Origin of the sequence: Emcibacter sp. SYSU 3D8, from assembly GCF_039655875.1 — a bacterium.
GTDB lineage: Bacteria > Pseudomonadota > Alphaproteobacteria > SMXS01 > SMXS01 > RI-34.
On the sequence record NZ_JBBYXK010000002.1, the window covers coordinates 79,806 to 104,232 of the forward strand.

Here is a 24,427-nt window from a genome sequence, read left to right on the forward strand (position 1 = left end):
GGCGGGAAAACCAAGGAGCGCGCCATGACTGAAATCGTCTACAAGATCGTCGAGCACGACGGCGGCTGGGCCTACAAGGTGGGCGATGTGCTGTCGGAAACTTTCGCCAGTCATGACGACGCACGGGCGGCGGCGGATGCAGCCGCCGCGCGTCAGGAACTGCCCGGCGATACGACCGATATCGAGTTCGAGGACGAGCGCGGCGTGTGGCACGAGGAAACCGCCCGCGGCGACGACCGCCCCGACACCGAAGTGGTCGACAAGGGCTAGACCCTTTCCGCACCTGCCATCCCGTGCCATTGTGCCGCTGCCTTTCACTGGGAGGGGGCCGGGCACATGGGCGATCGGATCTGCCGCAAGGTGGCGTGGCGGCTGCTGCCGCTGTTGGTGGCGTGCTATTTCCTGTCGTTTCTCGACCGGGTGAACGTCAGCTACGCGTCGCTCACCATGAATGCCGACCTGGGGCTGAGCGCCACCGCCTATGGACTGGGCGCCGGCATCTTCTTCATCGGCTATCTGTTGTTCGAGGTGCCCAGCAATATCCTGCTGAAACGGTTCGGCCCGCGCGTCTGGATCGCCCGGATCATGATCAGCTGGGGGATCATCTCGTCCTGCATGGCCCTGGTCCAGGGCGAGACGAGTTTTTATGTGCTGCGCTTCCTGCTGGGCTTTGCCGAGGCGGGCTTCTTTCCCGGCATCGTCTACTACCTTTCGGTATGGTTCCCCGCAGCATGGCGAGGACGGATCATCGGCTCGTTCCTGGTCGCGCTGCCGCTGTCGAGCATCCTGGGCGCGCCCTTGTCGACGTTTCTGATGGGCATGGACCATCTGGGCCTGGCGGGCTGGCAATGGCTGTTCATCCTCGAGGGCCTGCCCACGATTTTGATGGGAGCCGTCGTCCTGCTGGTGCTGCCCAACAAACCCGATGATGCGCGGTGGCTCGCCGACGAGGAAAAGGCCTGGCTCAACGGCACGCTCGAGAGAGAGGACCGGGCCGCGACCGAAACCTCCCATGCCTCGATCGCCCAGGCACTGACCGTGCCCAAGATCTGGGTCATGGCCTTCATCTATATGGGAATCGTGGTTGGCCTATACGGTTTCACCTTCTGGGTGCCACAGATCACCAAATCGCTCGGCGGCCTCAGCACGACCCAGGCGATCCTGATCACCGTGGTGCCGAACCTGCTGGCGGCCGGTGTGCTGGTGGCCTGGGGACGGCGATCGGACCTGTCAGGCGAACGCATCCGCAATCTGGCCATGCCGGCGCTGGTGGGCGGCACGCTGTTCATGGCGAGCGGCCAGATGGCCAGCCGGCCGCTGTTGTCCTATGTGCTGTTCTGTGCCGGCTTCCTGGCTGCCTTCGCCGCGTTCCCGGTGTTCTGGACCGTGCCGATGGCGGTACTGCGCGGCTCGGCCGCGGCAGCCGGCATTGCGCTGATCAATTCGGTGGGCAATCTGGGCGGCTTCCTGGGGCCCTACATGATCGGCGCGGTCAAGGACCGCACCGGCGACTATGGCATGGGCATCGTCGCGGTGGGCGCTTTCGTCGCCCTGTCCGGCGTGCTGACCCTGCTTCTGGCGCGCCTGTCGCCGGACACCGGCCGGGCGCTGCGGCAGGCGGCGCTGAGCGGCGCCGCACCATCGGAGCGGGCAGGTTAGGCGAAACCCAGCCGCCCCTTCACCGCGCCCCACCCCTTGATCGCCAGATGCCGCGCCAGCAGAAATGGCGGCATGCGCAGCCAGTGCGAGCGAATGAACAGCATCCGCCGGGCCAGCGCCGCGCCCGTGGAAACCCGGTCGGGATGGCTGGGCAGGAGAGCGGCCGGCACCAGTGTGTCCATGACCGCCAGCGCGAGGGCGGCCGGGCGCGGCGACAGGGTTCGCAGGAACTCCTCCGGCACCGGCGTACCGAGCAGGCGGCGGGCGAAGTGAAAGGCGTAGAACAGCGGCCGGCCGGCCTGATGCAATCGCGCCCGCTCCGCCAGGCCGTTCCAGAAGCCGGCATCGGCCGCCGCGAATTCAGCCGCGAGTTCATGCAGGTCGAGCAGGTCGCGCAGACGCTCGGCAAGGTCGCCATCCTGGAACAGGTGCAGCGCGGCGTGGATCACCATGTCGTCGGGCCGCGGCACCAGCGCGGTGCGTCCCATCACCGCGACCGGCAGGGCATCGCGCAGCAGCGCGCCAGCGTCGGGGGTGATCCGGCCGGTCAGCGGCAGGATCGTGTGGTGGACATCCATCACCGTGGCGCGATAGCGGTGCTGGAGCGGCGGCAGCTCGTGCATCCATTCGCGGTAATAGCGCTGGTCATAGGGGTCCAGCTTCATGCCGGCCCAACCCGCCGCGTCCAGCGCCAGCTCTACCGCCGGCAGCCGCTCGCGCGGCACCAGCACGTCGATATCCGACGAGACCCGGCCGCGCGCCAGCTTCAACCCCAGCAGCGCATAGGCCGCGCCCTTCAGGAACAATACGGGTGACCCGGCATCGCGCAGGGCGTGCAGCACGAGGAACGCCTCGGCCTTCAGGTGTTCGTCGTTGTAGGCGCACAGCCGGCCGGCCGACGCAAACTGGCGCCGCACCGCGGCCGGCAGCGCATCGGTGACACCGGCGTCGGCTGCCCCTTGCGCCAGCTTGCCCAGCAAAGCGCGCGGTCGGGCGCGCTGCATCAGCCCGGTCCAGTCCGCCCCGGTCAGCGCTGTCATGGATGCCGGATCGCGCAGGGCCCGCAGCAGCGGATCGGCCGTCATGCCACCACCTGCTCCAGCAGGGCGACGGCCGATTCCGTGTCCGGATAGGACGCGCCGAGCATGGCGTGTCCGTCCACCAGCCGGCTGATGGCATCGAAGCCAGCATGGCCGAATTCACGGTAATTGACCGAGCAGGCGGTGAGCGCGATGAACGCGGCGGCCTTGCCCATGGGATCGAGCGAGGGAGCCTCGGCCGGATCGAAACGCGGAAACACCACGGCGACCGGCGCCGCCGCCTGGGACGCGGCCTCGACGGCGGCGCGGGCGGGCCTGACATAGCCGATGGTGCCCTTGGGCGTGCCCTCGAAGGCCTGGGATTGCTCGAGCTGCGGCGCGAAATCGGCGACCACGGCAAGCGAGCTGTTCTTCAGCGAGATCGGGCGCGGATGGGCGGTGATGGCCAAGCTCGACGGGTCCAGCAGCGCGAATTCGTCGGACATGTGCCGCCAGCCGCGCGCAACCAACGCCGCGCACAACGTGCTCTTGCCCTGGCCCGACTGCCCTGGAAGGATCACCGCGCGGCCGTTCCTCGCCACCACCGCGGCATGCAGGATGAGGTGCGTCAGGGTGCGAGTCGCCACGCACCAGTTCAGCGCCTGCTCGAACATGATCGGCGCCATGAATTCAGGGAGCGGCGTATAGGGTGGCGGCGTGTCGATGAAGGCCATGGCCTGGCGGCGCGCGAAACGGCGCAGGCCGCCCGTCCCGGCCACCCGGATGACGAAATCCGGCGCCTCGCCGTCGTCCAGCAGGTCGAACTCGCCGTAGAGCATGTGCATGGACCGGTGCAGCGCCGCCAGCGGGGTCTGCAGCCGGACGGCGAAGGGCGGCACCGCAATCACCGCGCCCGCCGCAAGGCGCCGCGACAGGGCCGCCGTATCCATCGCGCCGATGCGTGTCACCGCGTTTTCTCCAGCAGCGCGAGCACCTCGAAATTGCGCAGCGCCCGGCCGATCTGGGCCTCGAGCGCGGCCGAGTGCTCGCGTCCCAGTTCGGCGCAGACCGTCCCGGTCAACGCGTCGGCGGTTTGCGCGGATGTCTCTACGAGCCGCAGCAGATAAGCGGTGAAATCGTCCAGGTAATGGGTCTCGCCCGTCGCAAGGTTGAAAACGACACAGCCGTCGTCCCATTCGCGCCACAGCAGCGACCCGGACGGCGCCGCGAGACGGTAGGTTTCGCCGGTGCCATCCATCGAGCGGCTCTGGCCGCCGCTATTTGCAGACCGAGGGCGTGGTGTCGGAAAGGATCGCGACGTTGCGGCTGCCCTTGATCGGACCGGCGCAATAGGACGTCCAGCACGACCCGTTGGTGACAATGAGATGGATCATGTCGCCGGTTTCGACCGAATCTCCGGGGCCGCTCGGATACGGATACCCGCCGCTGGTGCCGCTGAAACCCTTGACGATGGATTCGATGTCGTTCGTGCCCGAGCCCGACGCCTTGTCGGGAAGGCCGGTCAGGCTGGTGACCAACGCCTGGTTCTGGAGTTGCGTGGCGGTGGGAGAACCCGGACCGGTAAAGCTGCCGAACTTGCTGACCAGCTGGGCCTTTGTCGGTCGATTCGTGGTGCCGGCGCAACTTGAGATGGCCCAGGCCGTGCCGCTTTGCAGCGAAATGATGACAGGGACTGCCGCCGCGCCGGTCTTGAGCAGCCGTCGGCGCAGCATGTCGGCGGCGCGGCGCGCTTCCACGGCGCCCTCTCCGCGGGCCTCGTGCGATTCCTGCTCGGACATGACCTTAACCTCTCTGCCGCCCCCAAGGGCCTGCCGGCACCGCAAGTCGCCTCATGCCGAACACCTCATTTTAGAAGAGCTTAGCCCGCCAATCAATGCCGGGTGGCAAGGTGCCTACTCAGAGCGGGGCGCCGTGGCGCAGCACCTGCTCGGCTTCCGGCGTATAGCGGCCGTCTTGCGCATGCAGCACGAGCCCCGGCAGCAGCCGCGACGGCGCCCGGCCGCCGCGGCGTGCCTGGAGGATCACGCGCCGGGCCTCGGCGCCCTGTTTCGGCCACAGCGGCAGCAGCGTGAGGCCGCCGAGCCGCGGCTCGATCAACGCCACCGCGCGGGACAGCTCGCCTGCCGGCAGCACCAGGCTGAGCGTCCCCTTGCCGCGCACCCGCGCAACGCAGAACGCCAGCCAGGCGTCGAAATCCGCGTCGGTGATGCTGTGGGCCGCCGCCCGCGCCGGGTCGGGGCTGCGCTGGCCCCGGTCCGCCGAGCGGTAGGGCGGGTTGCTGATGACATGATCGTATTGCCGCGAAAGCACGGCGGACGGCGGCGCCAGCACGTCGCCCTCGATCCAGTCCACGGAGACGCCGTTGGCCCCGGCGCTACGCTGCGCCAGCGCCAGCGCGCCGGGGTCGCGCTCGATACCGCTCAGTTCGATCCCCGGGATACGGGCAGCGAGGCACAGCCCCGCAGCGCCCGTGCCGCTGCCCACGTCCAGCACGGTGTGGCCGGAACGGGCCGGAACGGCGGCGGCGAGCAGCACCGGGTCGATGGCCGCCCGGTAGCCGTCCTTCGGCTGGAAAAGCCGGACGCGGCCGCCCAGCAGGGTGTCGTCGGTCAGCGCCGGCTCATTCATCGATCTTCGAATCGGCGATGATGCCGCGCGCTTCGGTCTCGTCTTCGTCGATCACCATCAGCCGGCGCTGGATGGCGCCGATGCTGCCCTCGAGGACCGAGGTATGCCCGTCGAACAGCATGGTCTCGATTCCGGCTTCCTTGAGCAGGCTCTGCGCCACGGAAATCAGGACCGGGTCGTTGGTGCGCAGCACTTCCTTCATGTCGTTGTCCCCAGTCCGATTTGCGGGCAGGTCACTTGACCGCCGATCTTACGCCCTTCTATCTTGGCCAGAACGCATAAAAGCAAGAAAGCAAGGAAGCGGCTGGTGGAAAACGTCGTCCGAATCGACAGGGACAAGCGCGGGCAGCCGTCGGCGCTCGACGTGCTGACAGAGCTGACCAAGGCTGATATGCAGCGGGTCAACCAGGTGATCATGACCCGGATGCAGAGCCCCGTGGCGCTGATCCCGCAGCTCGCCGGCCACCTGATCGCCTCGGGCGGCAAGCGGCTTCGCCCCATGCTGACCCTGGCGACCGCCTCGCTGTGCGGCTATTCGGGCGACCGGCACATCCCGCTGGCCGCCTGCATCGAGTTCCTGCACAGCGCCACGTTGCTGCACGACGACGTGGTCGACGAGAGCCGGCTGCGGCGCGGCAACGATACCGCCAACGTGCTGTGGGGCAACCAGGCCAGCGTGCTGGTGGGCGACTTCCTGTTCAGCCGCGCCTTCCAGGTGATGACCGACGACGGCTCGCTGGATGTGTTGCGCCTGTTGTCGGGCACGTCCGCCGTGCTGGCCGAGGGCGAGGTGCTCCAGCTGATCACCTCGAACGATGTCGACACCAGCGAGGACAGCTACCTGCAGGTGGTCAGCGCCAAGACCGCGGTGCTGTTCGCCGCCGCCTGCCAGATCGGCGCCATCGTCGCCACCAGGCCGGCCGCCGAGGAAGAGGCGCTGGAAAGCTTCGGCCGCAATCTCGGCATCGCCTTCCAGCTGGCCGACGATGCGCTCGACTATTCGGCCAAGCAGGCAACCCTGGGCAAGTCGGTGGGCGACGATTTCCGCGAGGGCAAGATCACCCTGCCGGTGATTCTTGCCTATCGCCGTTCCGACGCCGAGGAGCGCAATTTCTGGCGCCGCACGCTCGAGCAGGTGGACCAGCAGCAGGACGGCGATCTGGACCGGGCCATCGGCCTGATGACCAAGTACGACGCCCTCGCCGACACGCTTACCCGCGCCCGCCATTACGGCGCCATGGCCAAGGACGCCCTGCGCCTGTTCGCGCCCTCGCCCATGCGCGATGCGCTGACCGGTATCGTCGATTTCTCCATCGACCGGGCTTTTTAGGTTTTCACTGCGAAGGCCGCTTGCAGGCGGCGCGGCGGAACGCTATACACGCGCCCTGCCCCACCTAAGGGCCCGTCGGGGAGTAGCTCAGCCTGGTAGAGCACTGTGTTCGGGACGCAGGGGCCGGAGGTTCGAATCCTCTCTCCCCGACCAATTAATGCAGCACGGCAGGCGGTCCCGAAAAACGCCTCCCTTCGACCGCTGCGTCACCAGGGGCGCACGCGTGCCGGCTGACGGCCATTAACCGGCATTCCGGCTTCATGTGTCCCGGAAAAGTCGTGCGGCCGATTTCGGTAAAACCCCGTTTGCGATAGGTATTCCAAGACCACGGCGCGCCTTCCGTGGCAGCGTGCGGCTGCCGCTACGCATCCGGCAGCGCAAGTAGGTCGGCCATGGACGGGCAATTGCCCGTCTCCAGATACAGCCGAACGATATTCCGCTTGCTGAAGCGCCGGTCGCCGGTGACTTCCTGGCCCAGCCAGTCGGGGATGGTGAAGGGCTGGCTTTCATCCTGCAGCTCGATTTCCGCGAGGGCGATGCCGGCAAGATCGCCGCCATAGACGTCGATATCCCAGATGGTCTCGCCCTCCCGGACATAATAGCGGGTCTTCTCGATGATTCGGTGGTCGCAGCAGGCCGCGAACATGGCCTCGGCGTGGGCGCGGGGAATTTCGTACTCGAATTCGGTACGGCGGAGTCCGGTGCGGGGGCTCTTGACCGTAATGGTGGCTTTGGCCTCGCCGAGGCGGACCCTGACCTTGCCGCCCGCATCCGAGGCAATCAGGCCATCGGTGAAGACGCGGCTGTCGATCACGTGATTTTTCCAGCCATCATTCCTGAGAAGAAACTTGCGTTCGATTTCGATCTGCACCCGGTATGCCCTGGTCGTTGCCAATGGCCGGTATCTAGCATTCAACAATGTGCCGGCGCACCGGTTGCTTCCGGAAAGCTGCCCCGCGCACACGCCCGGCATGCCTTGAACGACGGCCAACGGGTCGCCACCTCCTCGTGGAACGGCGAGCGAAAGAGGTGCAGCGAATGAAACGGTTTATGATCGGCGTGGCGGCGGTGGTGGTGGCGGGCGCGCTTGCCTGGGCCTATGTGCCCCAGGTCCGCACGCTCTTCCATGACGGCACACCATCCCGTCCGCCGCTGGTCCTTGCCGAGCCCGGGTCCACGCCGCCGGCCATGCCGTCGCTGCATCCCGTCCTCACGCGGGTATCCGGCGCGGTCGTCAACGTGTCGGTCGAAGGCTCACGGCCCGGCGCCATGAATCCGCTGCTGGAGGACCCGTTCTTCCGCCGGTTCTTCGGTGCGCCCGAGGCCGTGCCCGAACAGAAATCGAACAGCGTGGGCTCGGGCGTCATCATCGACGCGGCCAACGGCTACATCCTGACCAACCGCCACGTGATCGCCGATGCCGACAGGGTCGAGGTGACCCTGACCGACCGCCGCGAACTGGAGGCCAAGCTGGTCGGCGCGGACGCCGAGATGGACATTGCCGTGCTGAAGGTCGACGCCGCCGATCTGGTGGCCATGCCGGTGGGCGATTCGTCCGCCCTGAAGACCGGCGACTTCGTGGTGGCGATGGGCAATCCGTTCGGGCTTGGCCAGACCGCGACGCTGGGTATCGTCAGCGCCCTGGGCCGGTCCGGGCTGGGCATCGAAGGCTATGAGGATTTCATCCAGACCGACGCCTCGATCAATCCGGGCAATTCGGGCGGCGCGCTGGTCGATCAGAGCGGGAATCTGATCGGCATCAACACTGCCATCCTGTCGCGCAGTGGCGGCAATATCGGCATCGGCTTCGCCATTCCGGTCAACATGGCCATGCGCGCCGCCCGGCAAATCATCGAGCACGGCAGCGTCGAGCGCGGCCAGATCGGCGTGAGCATCCAGGACATCACGCCGGAACTGGCCGACGCCATGCAGATCAAACCCTGGTCGGGGGCGCTGGTGGCCAACGTCATGCGCGGCACGCCGGCCGAGCAGGCCGGGCTGCGCGCCGGCGACGTCATCGCCGAGGTGAACGGCCACGACATCTCCAGCGGCACGGAATTGCGCAACCGCGTCGGACTGATGCGGCCTGGCGAAGAGGTCAAGCTGCAGGTCCAGCGCAACGGCAAGGTCATGAAGGTCTCGCTCAAGCTCGCGGCAAGGGAGCAGGCCGCCGATGCGAGCGCGCTGGGCAACCGTTTCGCGGGCCTGGGTATCACGCCCATCCCCGAGGGACACCCGCTGTCGCGGGAGACGACGGGCCTTTATGTGCAATCGGTCGCCCCCGGCAGCAAGGCCGCGCGCGCGGGCATTCGTGAAGGCGATATCATCGTCGAGGTGGACCGCCGGCCGGTGGCCACCCCCGACGACCTGCGGCAGGCGGAAACGGCGGCGGCGGGCAGGCCCATGCTGGTCCACATCGTGCGCGGCGCGGGCAGTCTGTTCCTCGCCATGCCCTAGGCACCGGGGCGACCTAAAGTTCTCGACCTGCCTTCGCTTCAGCCAATATCATGGGACGCAGCAATCTGGGAGAGCCGCCATGAGCACCGTCGCCGAGAAGACCCTTTATCTCCAGCCCGCCTGGGAGGAGATCGTCAAGGCGTTCGAGAAGGCGGGTACGTTCACTGTGCGCACCACCAGCGGCGGTGTGGCCATCGAACAGACCGGCGTGATCGACGAGGTGTTCCTCCGCGGCGAAGGCCAGTTCGCCTCGGTGGTGCAGGACGACATGGACCTGCGCTTCCTGCTGAAGCGCCTGGCGCGCGGCGAGGTGCATCCTGCCCATACCACCATCGACATCTACAACGAGGCCGGGGTGCTGGCGACGTCGTTCCACGGCGCCGACAAGGAGGGCAAGGCGGCCATTGAGTCGATCGCCCAGCGATTCGGCACCGATCACGCCGGAGCGCAGATTTCCAACGCCGGCAATCGCCGTCCCGGTCTTGCCGACAAGGACGTGGACGCCGACGCAGTGCGCGCCGACTGGAAAGCCATGACCAACGTCCACCACTTCGAGGCGCTGCTGGCCAAGCACCGGGTCGGCCGGCTGCAGGCGTTCCGGATGATGAACGGCGACTTCACCCACGAACTGGCGGCTGACGCGTTCCCCGACCTGCTGGGCAAGCTGGACAAGACCGGCGAGAAGGTGATGGTTTTCGTCGCCAACCGCGGCTTCGTGCAGATTTTCTCCGGTCCGGCGAAGGCGCCCAAGCGGGTCGGCCACGGCTGGGAGATCGTCCATGACCGGGCCAAGGTGTTCGTGCCCGATTCGGCGCTGCAGCATCTGTGGCTGGTGAACAAGCCGACCGCCGCCGGCATCATCTCGTCGCTGGAGATCGTCAGCGAGGCCGAGGACCAGGCGCTGGCCAGCATTTTCGGCAAGCATCCGCACGGCGATCCGCAACCGGCAAGCTGGCTGGAACTGCTGAACACGCTGCCGCGCAAATAGGGCCTTCCCGTTGACTTGGCGGGTTTAGCGACGCGCGCCAGCCGGGCGGCCGATGGCAGGCCGGCGGTCCGGCTGCTCTGCTGCGCATTGCTTGGAAGATATCCGAGTGGATGACCTGTCCTTCACTCTTGCCGGTTGATCTGCGCTCCCCTTACAGTCGGTGAAGATCGGGGAGAGATATTCAATGAACATGGCGTTCACCATCACGGACGACATCGGCGCCGCCGGCCGCGCCGTGCGCGAGAGCCTGAGCCGCAAGAACCAGCGGTCGCAGGAGCTGACCGGACGCACCAGGGAACTGATGAACATGGGCTCGGCCGCCAGTGTCGAGATGCCGTTTCCGGTGCTGATCGAAAAGGGCGAAGGCGCCCATCTGATCGATGCCGACGGCAACCGCTACATCGACTTCCAGATCGGCTTCGGATCGCTGATCCTGGGTCACCGGCACCCGGTCATCACCCAGGCGATCCTGGATCAGGTCGAGAACCGGGGCTGGCAGTTCGGGCTGCACAATCCCAACCAGGTGCCGCTGGCCGAGCAACTGATCAAGGCCGACAATTGCGTCGAGCGGGTGATCTTCTGCAACACCGGCACGGAAGCGTCGATGTACGCCATCCGCGTGTCCCGCGCCTTTACCGGCAAGAACAAGATCGGCGTGTTCGACGGCTTCTATCACGGCGCCCACGATTACGGCATCGGCATCGCGGATCCCGCCAGCCCGCGCGACGCGCCGGTCTACCGGCCGCTGGGCGCGGGCGTGCTGCCCGCCGTCGTCGAGAACCAGGTCATGCTGCCCTACCGGTCACCGGCGGCATTCGACCTCATCCGCCAGCACAAGGACGAGCTGGCGGTGGTGATGATCGAGGCGGCGCAGAGCTCGAACCCGCATATGAACGACGAGATCCGCGACTACCTGCACGAACTGAAAGCGGTGTGCGCCGCCTCAGGCGTGCTGTTCATGATGGACGAGGTGATCACCGGCTTCCGCTTCGCCTATGGCGGCGCCCAGGAATTCTACGGCGTGAAGCCGGACCTGGCGACCTATGGCAAGGCGCTGGGCGGCGGCCTGCCCATCGGCGCGGTCGGCGGCCGGGCCGACATCATGCGGCTGTTCAACGCCATGCACGAGGGCGACCCGAAGGGCATCATGTCGGGCGGCACCTTCTCGGGCAATCCGTTGACCATGGCGGCGGGCTATGCCCAGACGCGGTATTTCGACGAGCACCGGGACAAGGTCTATCCGCACATCAACGGTCAGGGCGAGCGGCTGGCGAAGATGGTCAACGACTACGCCCATTCCAAGAACATGGCGGTGCAGGTGCTGAACGCCGGCTCGATGTTCCAGATCTATTTCCGGAAGGAGCCGATCCGTTCCGCCCGCGACCTGAACATGAAGAAACCCCAGGCCGAGACCGAGTTCTATCTGCATCTGCTGGACAACGGCGTGCTGGTCCCGGGCACGCGGCGGTCGTTCGTGTCCTTCGCCCATACGCCTGAGCTGATCGACGAGGCGGTAGGCCGCATCACCCGGTCGCTCGATCTGGTGCGGGAGGACGGCCTGATCTAGGATGCGGTCCTGACGGGGCGCAGAGCCCGGCTGGAGAGGGGGAATTCCGATGAAACCGACCATGAAGTTCGCGCTGCCGCTGCTGGCGGTGGTCATGCTGGCAGGCTGCGGCCAGGATGCGGCCGAAACCGCCGCCGAGAAAATCGCCAAGCAGCACGGCATCGACATGGATATCGACAGCGACGGCGACGAATCGACCGTTTCCATGACCGGTCCCGACGGGTCCAAGGTGATGGTCGGCCAGGATCTGGGCCTGCCGAGCGGCTTTCCCGACGACGTTGCCATGTATCCCGATATCAAGATCGTCTCCACCAGCACCACGCCGCAGGGTTTCATGATCCATGCCCAGAGCACCGACAGCCTCGACAAGGTTGTCGCGTTCTATGAGGACAGGATGACGTCGAAGGGCTGGACCAGGGATGCGGCGCAGGTACAGGCCGACACCATGCAGACCATGGGCTTCACGAAGGATGACCGGCGGGCCTCGGTGACCGTGTTCGCGGGTGACGACACGACCACCGTTCAGGTCGCCACCATGGACGGTGTCTGAGGCTCTTGCAGAAGGTCCGCCGCGGCGGTCCGGTACGGTTGTCCTGGGCCTGCTGCTCGCCCTGATGGCGATGCCTGCCGATGCGGCAGGCAACAGCTATCACACCAGCCCCGCCTGCTGGGACGCGCCGCGTATCCATCACGCGGGCGCGCCATCCGGCGATCTGGCGGCGCGCGTGCGGCTCAAGGTGGGCGAAGTGGCCCCGGCGTCGGGCGCGCCAACCCTGTCGCCCAATGGCGCCTACCGGTTCTGGGCCCACCAGCCGGACACGGCCCGGCCCGGCCCGTGGAATGCCGTGCTGGTCGCCGATACCGAGCGGCCCGGACGCGTCAGCCTGTTCCTGCGGGATGTGGCGCAGCCCATCGCGCCGCGCTGGATCAACGAGAAACTGATTTTCCTGCGGGTGGCCTGGGGCCGCACGGTTTTCAGCGACCTGTTGCTCGACGTGGAACAGGCCAAGGTGATCTACCACGAAGAGGCGCGCGACGGCGCCATTGCCTTCGAGCAGTTCCGGCAAGGTTGCGGCGCTGAGTGCCCGTGCGCAGCGAGCGGGGACGCCGCCCCGCTGCCGTCGGCCGCGCCGGGCAAGAACGCAGTCCTTGGCCTGATCCTCCTGCCCGGTATCTTCGGCCCACCCGAGACAGGGGGCGTCGTAGCGGCCGAGCAGCCGGTGCCGCTGCCGGTTTATGCCGTGCCACGGGACGATGCGCCCGCGATCACGGTGTTGCGCACGCCCGAGGACGTGGAATACCGCGAATATACCTATGAAGGCGCTGCCGCGGTGGTCTATGAGGCCCGGCCGCCCTGGTACCGGATCGGCGTGCGCGCCGCCCTGCCCGGTTCGCTGAAGCACGGCTGGATCAAGGTCGACGCCGCGGGAGACTTCATGCCGGTGGACGACCTGCTGACCCGGTCGATGACCTTTCTGAACCGGGAATGGGACGGGCGCCTGTGGAGTGAACCCGAGGCCGGCGCACGCCCCGCAACGTCGACGCTCAGGCAGGGAGCCGCGGCGGAAGACGATGAATTCATCGTCGACGTGCAGGAGACGCGCCGGGTTGGCGACGGTCTGTGGCTGCGGGTCCAGACCTTCGACCAGAGCCCCTGCGAGGGCGGCACACCCAAGGTCGTCGACACCGGCTGGGTGCCCGCCTATTCGGCCAATGGAAAGCTGACGGCCTGGTTCTATTCCCGCGGGTGCTGACGGCGCCGGTTCAGACGATACGGCCTTCCTGCTTGCCCCAGTAGCGGTCCCGCAACAGCCGCTTGTAAAGCTTGCCCGTGGGATGGCGGGGCAACTCGGCCTCGAAATCGACGCTCCTGGGGCATTTCAGGTGGGCCAGGTGCTGGCGGCAATAGGCGATGATGTCGGCCGCGAGCGCGGGCCCGGCGTCGGACCAGTCCATGGGCTGAACAACCGCCTTCACCTCCTCGCCGAATTCCTCGTTGGGGACGCCGAACACCGCCACGTCGGCCACCTTGGGATGGCCGATCAGCAGGTTTTCGACCTCCTGCGGATAGATGTTCACACCGCCCGAGATGATCATGAAGGCCTTGCGGTCGGTGAGGTAGAGGAAGCCCTCCTCGTCCACATAGCCCACATCGCCCAGCGTGGACCACCCCTTGTCGTTCCGGGTCTGCGCGGTCTTGTCCGGGTCGTTGTGATAGGCGAATTCGGGCCCGCCGGAGAAATAGATGGCGCCCGGCTCGCCGGGCGGCAATTCCTCGCCGTCGTCGCCGACGATGTGCAGGCCGGCGACCAGCGAACGCCCGACCGAACCCGGGTGCTTCAGCCAATCCTCGGAATTGATGAAGGTGGAGCCGTTGCCTTCGGTGCCGGCGTAGTACTCCATCAGGATCGGGCCCCACCAGCCGATCATCGACCGCTTCACCTCGATCGGACAGGGCGCGGCGGCATGGATCGCCACCTTGAGCGACGAGACATCGTACCGGGCGCGCACCTCCTCGGGCAGCTTCAGCATGCGCACGAACATGGTCGGCACCAGCTGGCTGTGGGTGGCGCGGTGTTTTTCCACCTGGCGCAGATAATCCTCGGCGTCGAAATGCTCCATGATCACGCAGGTGCCGCCGACACGCATGACCCACATGTTGAAGCGCAGCGGCGCCGCGTGATAGAGCGGCGCCGGCGAGAGGTAGATGGTGTTCTCGTCGAACCCGTAGAGCATGCGCGAGGCCATGCCTTGCGGCGACACATAATCGATCGGCTCGCCTGGCAACGGCAGTTTGACGCCCTTCGGCCTGCCGGTGGTGCCCGAGGAATAGAGCATGTCGGTGCCCGAGGTCTCGTCGCCGATGGGAACGGACGGCATCGCAGCCACCGCCGTTTCATAGCTCTCGAAACCTGGCAGCGTGCCACCGGTCATCAGCAGCGCCTCGACCCCCGGCGCCTGCCCGGGCAGATCGGCGGCCACCGCCGCCATGGCATGGGAGGTCACCAGCAACCGCGCGCCGCAATCATTGACGATATAGGCGGCCTCCGCGGCAGTAAGGCGGGTGCTGATCGCGGTGAAGTAAAGGCCAGCGCGCTGCGCCGCCCAGCACACTTCATAGAAGCGGGGCTGATTCTCCATCAGCAGGGCGATGTGGTCACCGGTCTTGAGGCCGAGCGCACGAAACAGCTGCGCCAACTGGTTCGAGCGACTTTCAAGCTCGCCATAAGTCACCACGACGCCCGATCCGGCCATGATATAGGCCGCTTTGTCAGGCGTGGTCCGGGCGTGCACGGATGGGTGCATGAAACGCGGTCTCCCCTTTTGTTTGCGCCTATTTAACACTGTGCTTACCGCCCGGTAAACGACCGAGCGCGCGCCGGCGCCGCCAACTTAAGGTCAGATGTGACTTAAACTGACCATGCAGTCACCGCATAGCTGCATCGCAGCATACTTGTATTTGCAATTAACAGCTCTGCTGGTTATATGCGCCGGGAGGGGGTCATGCTGCAATGCAACATGATTGTAATCTGGGGAACTTTCCATGGCACACGGATATGGCAAAACGGCGCTGGTGACCGGCGCGTCCAGTGGCATCGGCCGCGAACTCGCCGCGATTTTCGCCGAGCACGGCTACAATCTGGTGGTGGTGGCGCGCAACGAAGCCGCGCTGCAGGCCCTTGCCGAAGAATTGTACGACGCCTTCGGCACCACGGTAACCGTGCTGCCGAAGGACCTGTCGAAAGCGTCGGCTCCCCAGCAGATCTTCAAGGCGCTTCAGGCCGACGGCATTCATATCGACGTGCTGATCAACAATGCAGGGTTCGGCGCCTTCAGGGGTTTCGCCGATACACCATTGTCGCGTGTGACCGGCATGATCGGCGTCAATGTGGCGGCGCTGACCGAGTTGTGCCACCTGTTCGCCGGCCCGATGATCGAGCACCGCGAGGGACGCATCCTCAATGTCGCGTCCGTGGCGGCGTTCAATCCCACGCCAAACGCCGCCGTCTACGGCGCGACCAAAGCCTTCGTGCTGTCGCTGAGCGAGGCGCTGAGCGAGGAGCTGCAGCCCTACAACATCACCGTCACCGCGCTGTGCCCGGGACTGACCGAGACCGGCTTCTCCAGAGAGGCCACCGGCAAGACCGGTGCCAACCCGGCGGTGCCCGGATTCATGATGCTGAATGCCAGGCAGGTGGCCAAGGAAGGCTTCGACGCGCTGCATGCCGGTGACGTGATCCGGATCAATGGCCTGGCGTACCAGCTAGGGGTGGAGTGGCTGCGCTATACGCCGCGGGCGGTGGCTCGCACCGTCGGCGCCATGTTCGGCAAACAACTCGAAGACGGCTTCTGAGACCGCGAAGGAGGGTGGGACGATGAATACGCATATCCAGAAACTTTCCGGCATGGACGCCAGCTGGCTGCACTTCGAGAACGAGGACGTACCCCTGCACGTGGCAAGCTGCCCGATCTTCCAGCTACCCAAGGGCACCGATCCGGGCACCTTTTTCACTCAGGTCAAGGCACTGGTGAAGCAGAGGGCGCCGGCGCTGAAGAACTACCGTATCCGCCGGGTCGACACGCCCTTTGGCCTGGACCATCCGGTATGGCACGACGATCTGGCCAACATCGATTTCGACTACCACATCCGCCGGGTGCGCCTGCCCAGGCCGGGGTCGCTGGAGCAGCTCGAGGCCGCCTGCTCGCGTATCGCCGCCGCACCCATGGATATGGACCGGCCGCTTTGGGAGTATCACCTGATCGAGGGCCTGCAGGGCAACCGGGTCTGCCTGGTGATCAAGATCCACCACGCCGTGATCGATGGTGAATCGGGGGTCATGCAGCTTGACATGATGATGGACCCGACGCCCGAGCCACGCCAGGTGCTGCCGCCGTCGGGCCTGCCGAACGGCACCGACGCGCCGCATATGTGGGAACTGCTGAGCGATGCGTTCCTGCGCTTCATGCAACAGCCGCTGACCATGCTGGAGTCGCTGCCCCGCATGGCCGAGGCGGCGAACAATTATTCCACCGTGATGATGGACAAGCTGAGCCACGGCGAAGCGCTGAACCAGGTTGCGCCGCCGACCTCGTTCAACCGCTCGGTGTCCCGCAGCCGCCGCTACGTCATGGCCTCGGTCGGTCTCGAGGAAGCCAAGGCGATCAAGAACGCGCTCAAGGTGACGCTGAATGACGTCGTCATGAGCGTCTGCGCCGGCGCCCTGCGCCGCTACCTGCAGCGCACGGGCGGCGAACTCGGCGACGAATTGCTGGCCATGGTGCCGGTCTCGCTGCGCCGGGGCGACGCCGATACCGACAAGATGGGCACGCTGGTCACCGGCATGGTCTGCGGCCTGGCCACCCACGTCGAGGATCCGGTCGACCGGCTGCGCGCCATCAACAAGCGCAGCCGCGCCGCCAAGACCGAGGTCGAGGCGACCAAGGGCGCCATGATCCAGAACTACAACATCGCCGGCGCACCACTGGCCCTGCGGCTGGCGTCGCAGCTCTATGGCGGCCTGCGCCTCGCCGACCTGGTCCGGCCCATGTTCAACGTCACGATCTCGAACGTGGCAGGCCCGCGCGTGCCGCTGTATCTCAACGGCGCGCGCATGCTCCACTACCACCCGCTTTCGCTGGTGACTCATGGCCTGGGGCTCAACATCACCGTGCAGAGCTATTGCGACACGCTGGATTTCGGGCTGATCTCCTGCGCCAAGCTGCTGCCGGACCTGGCCGAATTGCGCGACGACCTGCTGGGCAGCTTCGAGGAATTGCGCCAGGCGGTGATCGGCGACGCGATCAAGCCGGCGGCGCCGAAGGAAACCGTGCCCGACCTGTCGCGCCCGCGCGCCGGCAATTCCGCGCCGGCCCAGTCCAAGTCGCGCCGCCTGCCCAACCGACGCCCCTCATCCCAGCACCCGCGCTGAGCCCGGAGATTTCATGATCAGTAATGGCATCCGCCACTTCCGCCTCGGCAGCGACATGTTTCTCGCGGGCTGCGAATATATGGGCCAGTTCATCTATGGCCCCATGGCGCTGACCGTCGCGCCTCGCGCCACCGGCCCAAGAGCGGTCATCACCATCCCCGGATATACCGGCACCGACGAGGCTGTAGCACCACTTAACGACGCCCTCGCCGGCCTCGGCTACACCGCCGAATCCTGGGGTCTGGGCATCAATACAGGTGTGCCCGGGCGGCACAAGTTCGAGCAGCAGATCAACGAGATCGCCAAGCGCGCCTCGCGGCTCGCGGAAACCACCGGCACCCGTGTGTCGCTGGTCGGTCATTCACTGGGCGGCATGTTCGCGCGCGAGATCGGCCGGCGCTTCCCCCAGCTGATCGACCGGGTCATCACCATGGGCAGTCCCGCCCATATGACCCAGCAAGACGAGACGGGCGCCATCGGCACGGCCAGCGGCGTCCATGGCCGACCGTTGGGCCGCCGCGACCGCGACCATCTGTTCAGCGACCAGCCGCCGCCCGGCATGCCGCTGGTCGCGATCTACAGCCGCCTTGACGCGATCGCCCCGGTGAAGACGACGCAGATTCCTGCCGACCTGCTGAGCGACCCCGACGGATCGCCGCGCGAGAATGTCGAGGTACTCTGTTCGCATCTGGGCATGGCGGTCAATCCGCTGGTGCAGATCGTCGTCGCCGACCGCCTGGCCCGGCCGCTCGGCGACTGGCAGGCGTTCGAAGCATCCCGGTACTTCCCATTGCCGGTCAAACTGGCCCATTCGGTGTTCTATCCGCCGGTAAACGATCGGGCGCCGGCATGAAGCAGACCCCCGACAGGCCCGCCGCCGCCCTTGCCCCTGACACGCCGACCCGGAGCGATCCCATTCCCGACTTCAACCTGAACGAATATGTGCCCTTCCTGATCAACCGAGGCGCGACCCGCGTGGCCGCGGACTTCGGAGCGGGCCTCAAACCCTATGGCGTCAACATCACCGTATGGCGTCTGCTGGCGTCCCTGAACCAGCATACGAGCCAGCGAATCGGGGAACTTTCGGATTTTACGGGTATTGAAATGTGGACGGTGTCGCGCGTTGTGTCGCGGCTGGAACAGGACGGCCTTGTCGAGAGGCACCGCGGCGACGAGGATGCGCGCGGCGTCATCGTCTCACTGACACAGGCGGGCTCGAGCCTCGTCGAAACCCTCATTCCCGAGGCCCAGCACTATGAAAGCCTTATATTGAAAGGCTTTAGCGAAGAAGATGTCGTTCATCTCCGTGGGCTTCTCGACCGCCTGTTCGAAAATATGCGGCGCTGATACGGCTGGAATTTCCCTTCATGAAACTGAATCTTAACAGTGGCTTATTCGCCAACGCTCGCTTTCATTATTTGCGGATGCCGTGCATTACAGGTACGATTTCGGCGACTGGATGCCGTGAGGCGTTCAATGGGCGTCATTGGGCAATACGGCTGATCGTTACCGTTCGCGAACGGTTTCCATCCTCAAGTTAGGGCGACTTGGAAGGAACCTTGGCCAACACGTTAAACAATAAGTGGTCGCAACTGGGCGCCACACTGTTCGATGATCTTTCGGAAGGCGTTTTCGTTTTCGACAGGTCGTTGTCGGTCGTGTCCTGGAACCCGGCGCTCCAACGGCTGCTGCGGCTGCCGGCTGCGGTGTTTGCCGCGCCCATCGGCGTGCGCGACCTGATGCTGGCCTGTGCCCGCCGCGGCGACTTCGGCCCGGGCGACGCCGATATTCTGGCGGAGGCCGCCGTCGATCACCTGGTTGGCGCTCATACCACGTTTCTCGCCTGGCCGGCCAATGGCCGTGACGCGCTGCGGTTTCGGACGCGCGAGGCCGATGATGGTGTGCGCGTTGCGTTCGTGACCGAGGAAGACGTCAGCGCCAAGACCCGTCCTAGCGTCGGCGCCCGCGCCGGCGGCAACGGTTTCGAGGCGCGCAAGATCGAGGCCTTTATCCTCAGCCAGATCCGCGAAGGGTTCGTCGTCACCGACGTCGGCGGCATCGTCACCGACTGCAATCCGGCGGCCTGCGAGATTCTCGGGGTGCCCGAAGCCAAGTTGCTGGGCATGTCGACCTACTCGTTCCTGCCGGCCAACGAAGCCAGCAAGGCGGTCGAGAACGACATCAAGGACACGCTGGACGACGAGCAAACCTGGTCCGACGAGACCGAGATCGTGCGGCTCGATGGCACGTGCGTGACCATCCAGTCCTCGATCACGCCCATGCGCGGCCCCGATGGCACGATCATCGGCCGCATCGGCGTGATGCGCGACGTCACCGCCCGGCGCGACGCCGAACGGGGTGTACTGGAAGCCGAGACCAAGTTCCGCAATCTGGTGGAAGGCTCGCTGCAGGGCGTCCTGATCCACCGCGATACCCGCATCGTCTATGTCAACCAGTCCGCCGCCCGGATCTACGGCTCGACTCCCGAGAAAATGATCGGCCGCACGGTGCTGGATTATTGCTCGCCCGAGGATTTGCGCCGTGGCGAAGAAAGCATCCTCAAGCCAATCTCACCGGCCTGGAAACTGCGCGGCCGCCGCGAGGACGGCAGCACGGTCTGGGTGGAGGTGAATGCCCGGGCCGTCGACTGGGAGGGGACGCCGGCCCGCCAGGTCACCATTGTCGACGTCAGCGAGAAGCAGCGCGCCGAAGAGGCCCTGCTGCACGCGCAAAAACTCGAATCGCTGGGTCAGTTGACCGGCGGCATCGCCCACGACTTCAACAATCTGCTGGGGGTCATTTCCGGCAATCTGGAGCTCCTGCGCGAGCAGATGGAGCCCAGAGGCGACCATGCCAGCTATATCGAAGCCAGCCTGCGGTCGGTGCGGCGCGGGGCCGAGCTGTCGAAGCGCCTGCTGGCCTTCGCCCGCAAGCAATCGCTGAAGCCCGAATTGACCAATCTCAACGATCTGGTCGAGTCGATGACCACCATCCTGCAGCGCACCCTGGGCGAAACCATCAACGTCGAGCCCAAACTGGCCGCCGAGCCGTGGCCAACGCTGATCGACCCGGGCCAGATGGAAAACGTGCTGCTCAACCTGGCGCTCAATGCGCGCGACGCCATGCCCCATGGCGGCCGCTTGCTGCTCGAGACCGCCAATCTGTCGCTGGATCAGGACCTGGTGAAGACCCCAACCGTGATCCCGGCGGGCGACTACCTGAAACTGACCGTGCGCGACACCGGCATGGGCATGACCCCCGAGGTGCTGGCCAAGGCGTTCGAGCCGTTCTTCACCACCAAGGATGTGGGCGTCGGCAGCGGCCTGGGTCTTGCCATGATCTACGGTTTCGTCCAGCAATCCTCGGGCCATGTCTATATCGACAGCGCACCGGGCGCCGGCACGACCATCCATCTTTACCTGCCGCGCTCAACCCAGTCGCTTCCCTCCAGGGACACCCGCAAACCCAAGAGCGCCAACGCGCCGGGCAACAACGAAATCGTGCTGATTGTCGAGGATGACAGCGATCTGCGCGATCTCGCCGTGCTGCTGCTGGGCCGGATGGGCTACAGGACCCACGAAGCCGCCGATGGCGAAATGGCGCTGGCACTGCTCGAGAAGCTGCCCCATATCGACCTGCTGTTCACCGATCTGGTGCTGCCGCACGGCATGAGCGGCGCTGAAATCGCCAAGGCGGCGCGCAAGCGCTTCCCCGGCCTGAAGGTGCTGTTTACGTCGGGCTACGGCGAAGGCGCGACGTTCGAGAACGTTTTGCCCGACACCAAGGTCGAGCTGATCAGCAAACCCTACCGCCGCGAGGCCCTGGCCAAGCGGCTGCAGGAAGTGCTGGCGAGTTGATCAGGCGTAGCGGAACGCCTTTTCCGACACCCGACACACCGGACTGCGCTGGAAGGCCTTGCGTCTCGCACGCCGGTCGCGCATCAATTGCCGGTATTCACGAAATGTTCTCGTGCCGCCGATGACGAGAAACACAACCATGGACGCCAGCAACGCCCAGCAAGACAGATGAACCAGTTCAGCAGACATCGGCCATATTCCCTTGTTCCTGTTTTGTTCTAATCTACCTGCGAGTCGGCAAGTTGGCAAGTATTTCCGCCGCACCCTGATAATGGTGGCCGCCGCCGCCGTCTCCACCGTCCCGCTCCCTGCCTCGGCGGTCCTCCATGTCGGGGACATTTACGGCTTCTGGCGCCCGCCGGATGGGGGCCGCATCGAAATCCATCCATGCGGCGACATGATCTGCGGCCATATCCGCGACGACGGGATCGACGACGGCAAACCCACCCATGCCGGCCATCTCCTGCTGCAGGCCCTGCACTATCAGGGCGCGCTGACCTGGGCCGGAGGCACCGTCCGGAACCCGCGCGACAACCGGGCCTACCGGGCGAAATTGCGGCTGATGAACGGAAACCAGTTGAAACTCACCGGCTGCGCGTGGATTTTCTGCGGCTCACAGGTCTGGACCCGGATAGAGTAGCCCCATGGTTGAGATTCCTTTCGTCCGAGACATCAAGTTCGAATATGGCGTGACCCAGCAGGTCGCGCCTGGCCTGAGGCGCGTGATCGCGCCGAACCAGGGGCCGTTCACCTATACCGGCAGCGGCACCTACATCATCGGCGAGGGCAAGGTGGCGGTGATCGACCCCGGCCCCGACTTTCCGCCCCACATCGATGCCATCCTGGCCGGGCTGGAGAAGGGCGAGACCGTCTCGCACATTCTCATCACCCACACCCATATGGATCATTCACCCGGCGCAGCCCCGCTGAAGCAGGCGACCGGTGCGAAGACCTATGCCTATGGGCCGCATGGCGGCGACCGTGGCAAGGGCGATAGCGAGGAAGGCGGCGACTGGGCGTTCATGCCGGATGTGCGCGTGCCCCACGGCGGCGTGGTCGAGGGCGATGGCTGGTCGTTCGAAGGCGTGTTCACCCCGGGCCACACGTCGAATCACATGAGCTGGGCCTGGCGCGAGGCAAAGGCGCTGTTCACCGGCGATCACGTCATGGGCTGGTCCACCTCGGTGATCGCCCCGCCTGACGGCGACATGCACGCCTATATGGACAGCCTGCGCCTGCTGCTCGACCGTGACGACGAGGTCTACTGGCCGACCCATGGCCCGGCAATCCTGGATCCCAAGCCGTTCGTGCGCGCCTTCATCGCCCACCGCGAGGAGCGCGAGGCACAGATCATGGCATGCCTGAACTCGGACGTGCGCTACATCCCGGCCATGGTGAAAATCATGTACGCCAATGTCGCCGAAACCCTGCATCCGGCGGCGGCGCGCTCGGTGCTTGCCCATCTCGAACACATGATCGAAACAGGACGAGTCGTCTCCTCGACCACGCCGCCTGGCCAGAAGTCCCTTTACACAGCGGTTACCCGGTAATGCCTTTCGTGCCCAACTCGCTCGAGGCGCGTGACGTCGCCGGTCTTGTCCACCCCTACACCAACCTGGCCAAGCATGCCGAAAACGGCCCGCTGGTGATCGACCGGGGCGAGGGCATCCATGTATGGGATACCGACGGCAAGCAGTACATCGAAGGCGTGGCCGGCCTGTGGTGCGCGTCGCTGGGCTATGGCGAGACCGAACTGGTCAAGGCCGCCACCGCGCAGATGGAAAAGCTGGCCTTCGGCCACCTGTTCCAGAGCCGCAGCCACGGCCCGGCGATCGAGCTGGCGGAAAAGCTGAAGTCGCTGGCGCCCTGCGAAACGGCGCGGGTGTTCTTCGTCGGCGACGGGTCGAGCGCCAACGATACCGCCATCAAGCTGATCTGGTACTACAACAATGCCATCGGCCGCCCCGAGAAGAAGAAGATCATCGGCCGGCTGAAGGCCTATCACGGCGTTACCGTCGCCTCGGCCAGCGTCACCGGCCTGACCCACAACCACCTGGACTGGGACTTGCCGCTGAAGGGCTTCCTGCACACGGACTGCCCGCACCACTACCGCGAGGCCCTGCCCGGCGAGAGCGAAGATGACTTCGTCGACCGGATCATCGGCAATCTGGAACGGCTGATCCATAAGGTGGGACCGGAGACGGTGGCGGCATTCTTCGCCGAGCCGATCCAGGGCGCCGGCGGCCTGATCGTGCCGCCGCAAAACTACTTTCCCAGATTGCAGGCGGTGCTGAAAAAGCACGACATCCTGCTGGTGGCCGACGAGGTCATCACTGGCTTCCTGCGTACCGGCAATTACTGGGGCTGCCAGACCGTCGACATGCAGCCCGACATGGTGACCTGCGCCAAGGCGCTGTCGTCGGCCTATCTGCCGATCGGCGCGGTGACGATCCCGTCATTCATGCATGAGGCGATGGTCGAGCAGTCGAGGAAGATCGGCACCTTCGGCCATGGCAACACCTATTCGGGCCATCCGGTCTGCGCCGCCGTGGCGCTGCGCACCCTGCAGATCTACGAGGAACGCAACCTGCTGGAGCATGTGCGCGGACTGATCCCGCGCTTCCAGCAACGGCTGGCAGCGCTGGCAAGTCATCCGCTGGTGGGCGAGGCGCGCCTTGGCGCCGGCCTGATGGGCGGCGTGGAACTGGTGGCCGACAAGGCGGCGAAGACGGCCTTCGATCCCAAGCTGACTGTGGGGATGAAGGCCCTGCTCGCGTGCCAGGAACAGGGCCTGATGATCCGCGCCGTGGGCGACGTGGCCATATTGTGCCCGCCGCTGATCATCACCGAACCCCAGATCGACGAGATGTTCGACCGGCTGAAAGCAGCGCTGGACGGGCTGGAGCTTTAGCGCAGGGCAACGCAACGCATCCCAGCCTTTCGCTTAATTGTCTTGTTAATCGTTCCGTCA

General features: G+C 65.8%; 25 protein-coding genes and 1 tRNA gene. 17 read left to right on the top strand and 9 right to left on the bottom strand.

What is annotated here, in order from left to right:
* Positions 1-24: 24 nt before the first annotated feature.
* Together WJU21_RS06220 and WJU21_RS06225 are read left to right on the top strand one after the other, a co-directional pair.
* On the top strand, positions 25-270 hold the full coding sequence (locus WJU21_RS06220) for a hypothetical protein (protein ID WP_346322537.1): 246 nt from the start codon (positions 25-27) through the stop codon (positions 268-270).
* A gap of 66 nt (positions 271-336) precedes the next feature.
* Positions 337-1,659 carry an MFS transporter gene (locus WJU21_RS06225; protein ID WP_346322538.1) on the top strand — a complete coding sequence of 441 codons (1,323 nt, stop codon included), beginning with the start codon at positions 337-339 and terminating at the stop codon, positions 1,657-1,659.
* On the opposite strand, the gene WJU21_RS06230 is transcribed toward WJU21_RS06225, so the two are convergent.
* The 6 genes from WJU21_RS06230 to WJU21_RS06255 form a co-directional block, all read right to left on the bottom strand.
* Positions 1,656-2,744 carry a nucleotidyltransferase family protein gene (locus WJU21_RS06230; RefSeq protein ID WP_346322539.1) on the bottom strand — a complete coding sequence of 363 codons (1,089 nt, stop codon included), beginning with the start codon at positions 2,742-2,744 and terminating at the stop codon, positions 1,656-1,658. The two genes, WJU21_RS06225 and WJU21_RS06230, sit on opposite strands and share 4 nt — an antisense overlap.
* The gene (locus tag WJU21_RS06235) at positions 2,741-3,646 is read right to left on the bottom strand and encodes an HprK-related kinase A (protein ID WP_346322540.1); all 906 of its coding nucleotides are present in this window, start codon (positions 3,644-3,646) and stop codon (positions 2,741-2,743) included. The genes WJU21_RS06230 and WJU21_RS06235 overlap by 4 nt, the downstream gene beginning before the upstream one ends.
* On the bottom strand, positions 3,643-3,936 hold the full coding sequence (locus WJU21_RS06240; RefSeq protein ID WP_346322541.1) for an HPr-rel-A system PqqD family peptide chaperone: 294 nt from the start codon (positions 3,934-3,936) through the stop codon (positions 3,643-3,645). Before WJU21_RS06240 ends, WJU21_RS06235 begins: the two co-directional genes overlap by 4 nt.
* Positions 3,937-3,955: 19 nt before the next feature.
* Complete coding sequence (locus WJU21_RS06245; protein ID WP_346322542.1) at positions 3,956-4,477, bottom strand: hypothetical protein; 522 nt, start codon at positions 4,475-4,477, stop codon at positions 3,956-3,958.
* A gap of 118 nt (positions 4,478-4,595) precedes the next feature.
* Entirely contained in the window at positions 4,596-5,327 is a 732-nt protein-coding gene (locus WJU21_RS06250) for a methyltransferase (RefSeq protein ID WP_346322543.1), read from the bottom strand.
* On the bottom strand, positions 5,320-5,529 hold the full coding sequence (locus WJU21_RS06255) for a DUF2007 domain-containing protein (protein WP_346322544.1): 210 nt from the start codon (positions 5,527-5,529) through the stop codon (positions 5,320-5,322). The genes WJU21_RS06250 and WJU21_RS06255 overlap by 8 nt, the downstream gene beginning before the upstream one ends.
* A gap of 105 nt (positions 5,530-5,634) precedes the next feature.
* Here WJU21_RS06255 and WJU21_RS06260 point away from each other — a divergent pair, with 105 nt between their 5' ends.
* Positions 5,635-6,657 carry a polyprenyl synthetase family protein gene (locus WJU21_RS06260; RefSeq protein ID WP_346322545.1) on the top strand — a complete coding sequence of 341 codons (1,023 nt, stop codon included), beginning with the start codon at positions 5,635-5,637 and terminating at the stop codon, positions 6,655-6,657.
* A gap of 76 nt (positions 6,658-6,733) precedes the next feature.
* Positions 6,734-6,810, top strand: a tRNA-Pro gene (locus WJU21_RS06265).
* A 208-nt stretch (positions 6,811-7,018) separates the two neighbouring features.
* On the opposite strand, the gene WJU21_RS06270 is transcribed toward WJU21_RS06265, so the two are convergent.
* On the bottom strand, positions 7,019-7,528 hold the full coding sequence (locus WJU21_RS06270; protein ID WP_346322546.1) for a CYTH domain-containing protein: 510 nt from the start codon (positions 7,526-7,528) through the stop codon (positions 7,019-7,021).
* Between the two features lie 167 nt (positions 7,529-7,695).
* Between WJU21_RS06270 and WJU21_RS06275 the strand changes: the two genes are divergently transcribed.
* The 5 genes from WJU21_RS06275 to WJU21_RS06295 all read left to right on the top strand — a co-directional run bounded on the left by WJU21_RS06275 (position 7,696) and on the right by WJU21_RS06295 (position 13,423).
* Positions 7,696-9,114: a DegQ family serine endoprotease gene (locus WJU21_RS06275; protein ID WP_346322547.1), complete on the top strand. Its 1,419-nt coding sequence runs from the start codon at positions 7,696-7,698 to the stop codon at positions 9,112-9,114.
* 79 nt (positions 9,115-9,193) lie between these two features.
* Positions 9,194-10,102, top strand: coding sequence for a ChuX/HutX family heme-like substrate-binding protein (locus WJU21_RS06280; protein WP_346322548.1), 909 nt, complete (start codon positions 9,194-9,196; stop codon positions 10,100-10,102).
* Between the two features lie 184 nt (positions 10,103-10,286).
* On the top strand, positions 10,287-11,669 hold the full coding sequence (locus WJU21_RS06285) for an aminotransferase class III-fold pyridoxal phosphate-dependent enzyme (protein WP_346322549.1): 1,383 nt from the start codon (positions 10,287-10,289) through the stop codon (positions 11,667-11,669).
* 49 nt (positions 11,670-11,718) lie between these two features.
* Entirely contained in the window at positions 11,719-12,219 is a 501-nt protein-coding gene (locus tag WJU21_RS06290) for a hypothetical protein (protein WP_346322550.1), read from the top strand.
* On the top strand, positions 12,212-13,423 hold the full coding sequence (locus WJU21_RS06295; RefSeq protein ID WP_346322551.1) for a hypothetical protein: 1,212 nt from the start codon (positions 12,212-12,214) through the stop codon (positions 13,421-13,423). Before WJU21_RS06290 ends, WJU21_RS06295 begins: the two co-directional genes overlap by 8 nt.
* Positions 13,424-13,433: 10 nt before the next feature.
* Here the strand turns inward: WJU21_RS06295 and WJU21_RS06300 are convergent, their stop codons facing one another.
* Positions 13,434-14,975 (bottom strand): acyl-CoA synthetase, encoded by a 1,542-nt coding sequence (locus WJU21_RS06300; RefSeq protein WP_346322552.1) that lies wholly within the window; start codon positions 14,973-14,975, stop codon positions 13,434-13,436.
* Positions 14,976-15,213: 238 nt separating this feature from the next.
* Here WJU21_RS06300 and WJU21_RS06305 point away from each other — a divergent pair, with 238 nt between their 5' ends.
* The 5 genes from WJU21_RS06305 (at position 15,214) to WJU21_RS06325 (ending at position 21,456) form a co-directional block, all read left to right on the top strand.
* A complete protein-coding gene (locus WJU21_RS06305) occupies positions 15,214-16,023 on the top strand; it encodes an SDR family oxidoreductase (RefSeq protein ID WP_346322553.1) in 810 nt (269 codons plus the stop codon).
* 22 nt (positions 16,024-16,045) lie between these two features.
* The gene (locus WJU21_RS06310; protein WP_346322554.1) at positions 16,046-17,599 is read left to right on the top strand and encodes a wax ester/triacylglycerol synthase family O-acyltransferase; all 1,554 of its coding nucleotides are present in this window, start codon (positions 16,046-16,048) and stop codon (positions 17,597-17,599) included.
* 13 nt (positions 17,600-17,612) lie between these two features.
* A complete protein-coding gene (locus tag WJU21_RS06315) occupies positions 17,613-18,452 on the top strand; it encodes an alpha/beta fold hydrolase (RefSeq protein WP_346322555.1) in 840 nt (279 codons plus the stop codon).
* A complete protein-coding gene (locus WJU21_RS06320; protein ID WP_346322556.1) occupies positions 18,449-18,946 on the top strand; it encodes a MarR family transcriptional regulator in 498 nt (165 codons plus the stop codon). The genes WJU21_RS06315 and WJU21_RS06320 overlap by 4 nt, the downstream gene beginning before the upstream one ends.
* A gap of 212 nt (positions 18,947-19,158) precedes the next feature.
* Entirely contained in the window at positions 19,159-21,456 is a 2,298-nt protein-coding gene (locus tag WJU21_RS06325; protein ID WP_346322557.1) for a PAS domain S-box protein, read from the top strand.
* Here WJU21_RS06325 and WJU21_RS06330 read toward each other — a convergent pair whose 3' ends face one another.
* Complete coding sequence (locus tag WJU21_RS06330; protein ID WP_346322558.1) at positions 21,457-21,645, bottom strand: hypothetical protein; 189 nt, start codon at positions 21,643-21,645, stop codon at positions 21,457-21,459. It lies immediately after the preceding gene.
* Positions 21,646-21,727: 82 nt separating this feature from the next.
* On the opposite strand from WJU21_RS06330, the gene WJU21_RS06335 reads away from it, so the two are divergent.
* From WJU21_RS06335 to WJU21_RS06345, 3 genes are read left to right on the top strand one after another with little or no spacing between them, the layout of a single operon-like run.
* On the top strand, positions 21,728-22,096 hold the full coding sequence (locus WJU21_RS06335; protein WP_346322559.1) for a DUF2147 domain-containing protein: 369 nt from the start codon (positions 21,728-21,730) through the stop codon (positions 22,094-22,096).
* A 4-nt stretch (positions 22,097-22,100) separates the two neighbouring features.
* Positions 22,101-23,006, top strand: a complete 906-nt coding sequence (locus tag WJU21_RS06340; protein ID WP_346322560.1) for an MBL fold metallo-hydrolase — start codon at positions 22,101-22,103, stop codon at positions 23,004-23,006.
* The gene (locus WJU21_RS06345; RefSeq protein WP_346322561.1) at positions 23,006-24,367 is read left to right on the top strand and encodes an aminotransferase; all 1,362 of its coding nucleotides are present in this window, start codon (positions 23,006-23,008) and stop codon (positions 24,365-24,367) included. Before WJU21_RS06340 ends, WJU21_RS06345 begins: the two co-directional genes overlap by 1 nt.
* Positions 24,368-24,427 lie beyond the last annotated feature (60 nt).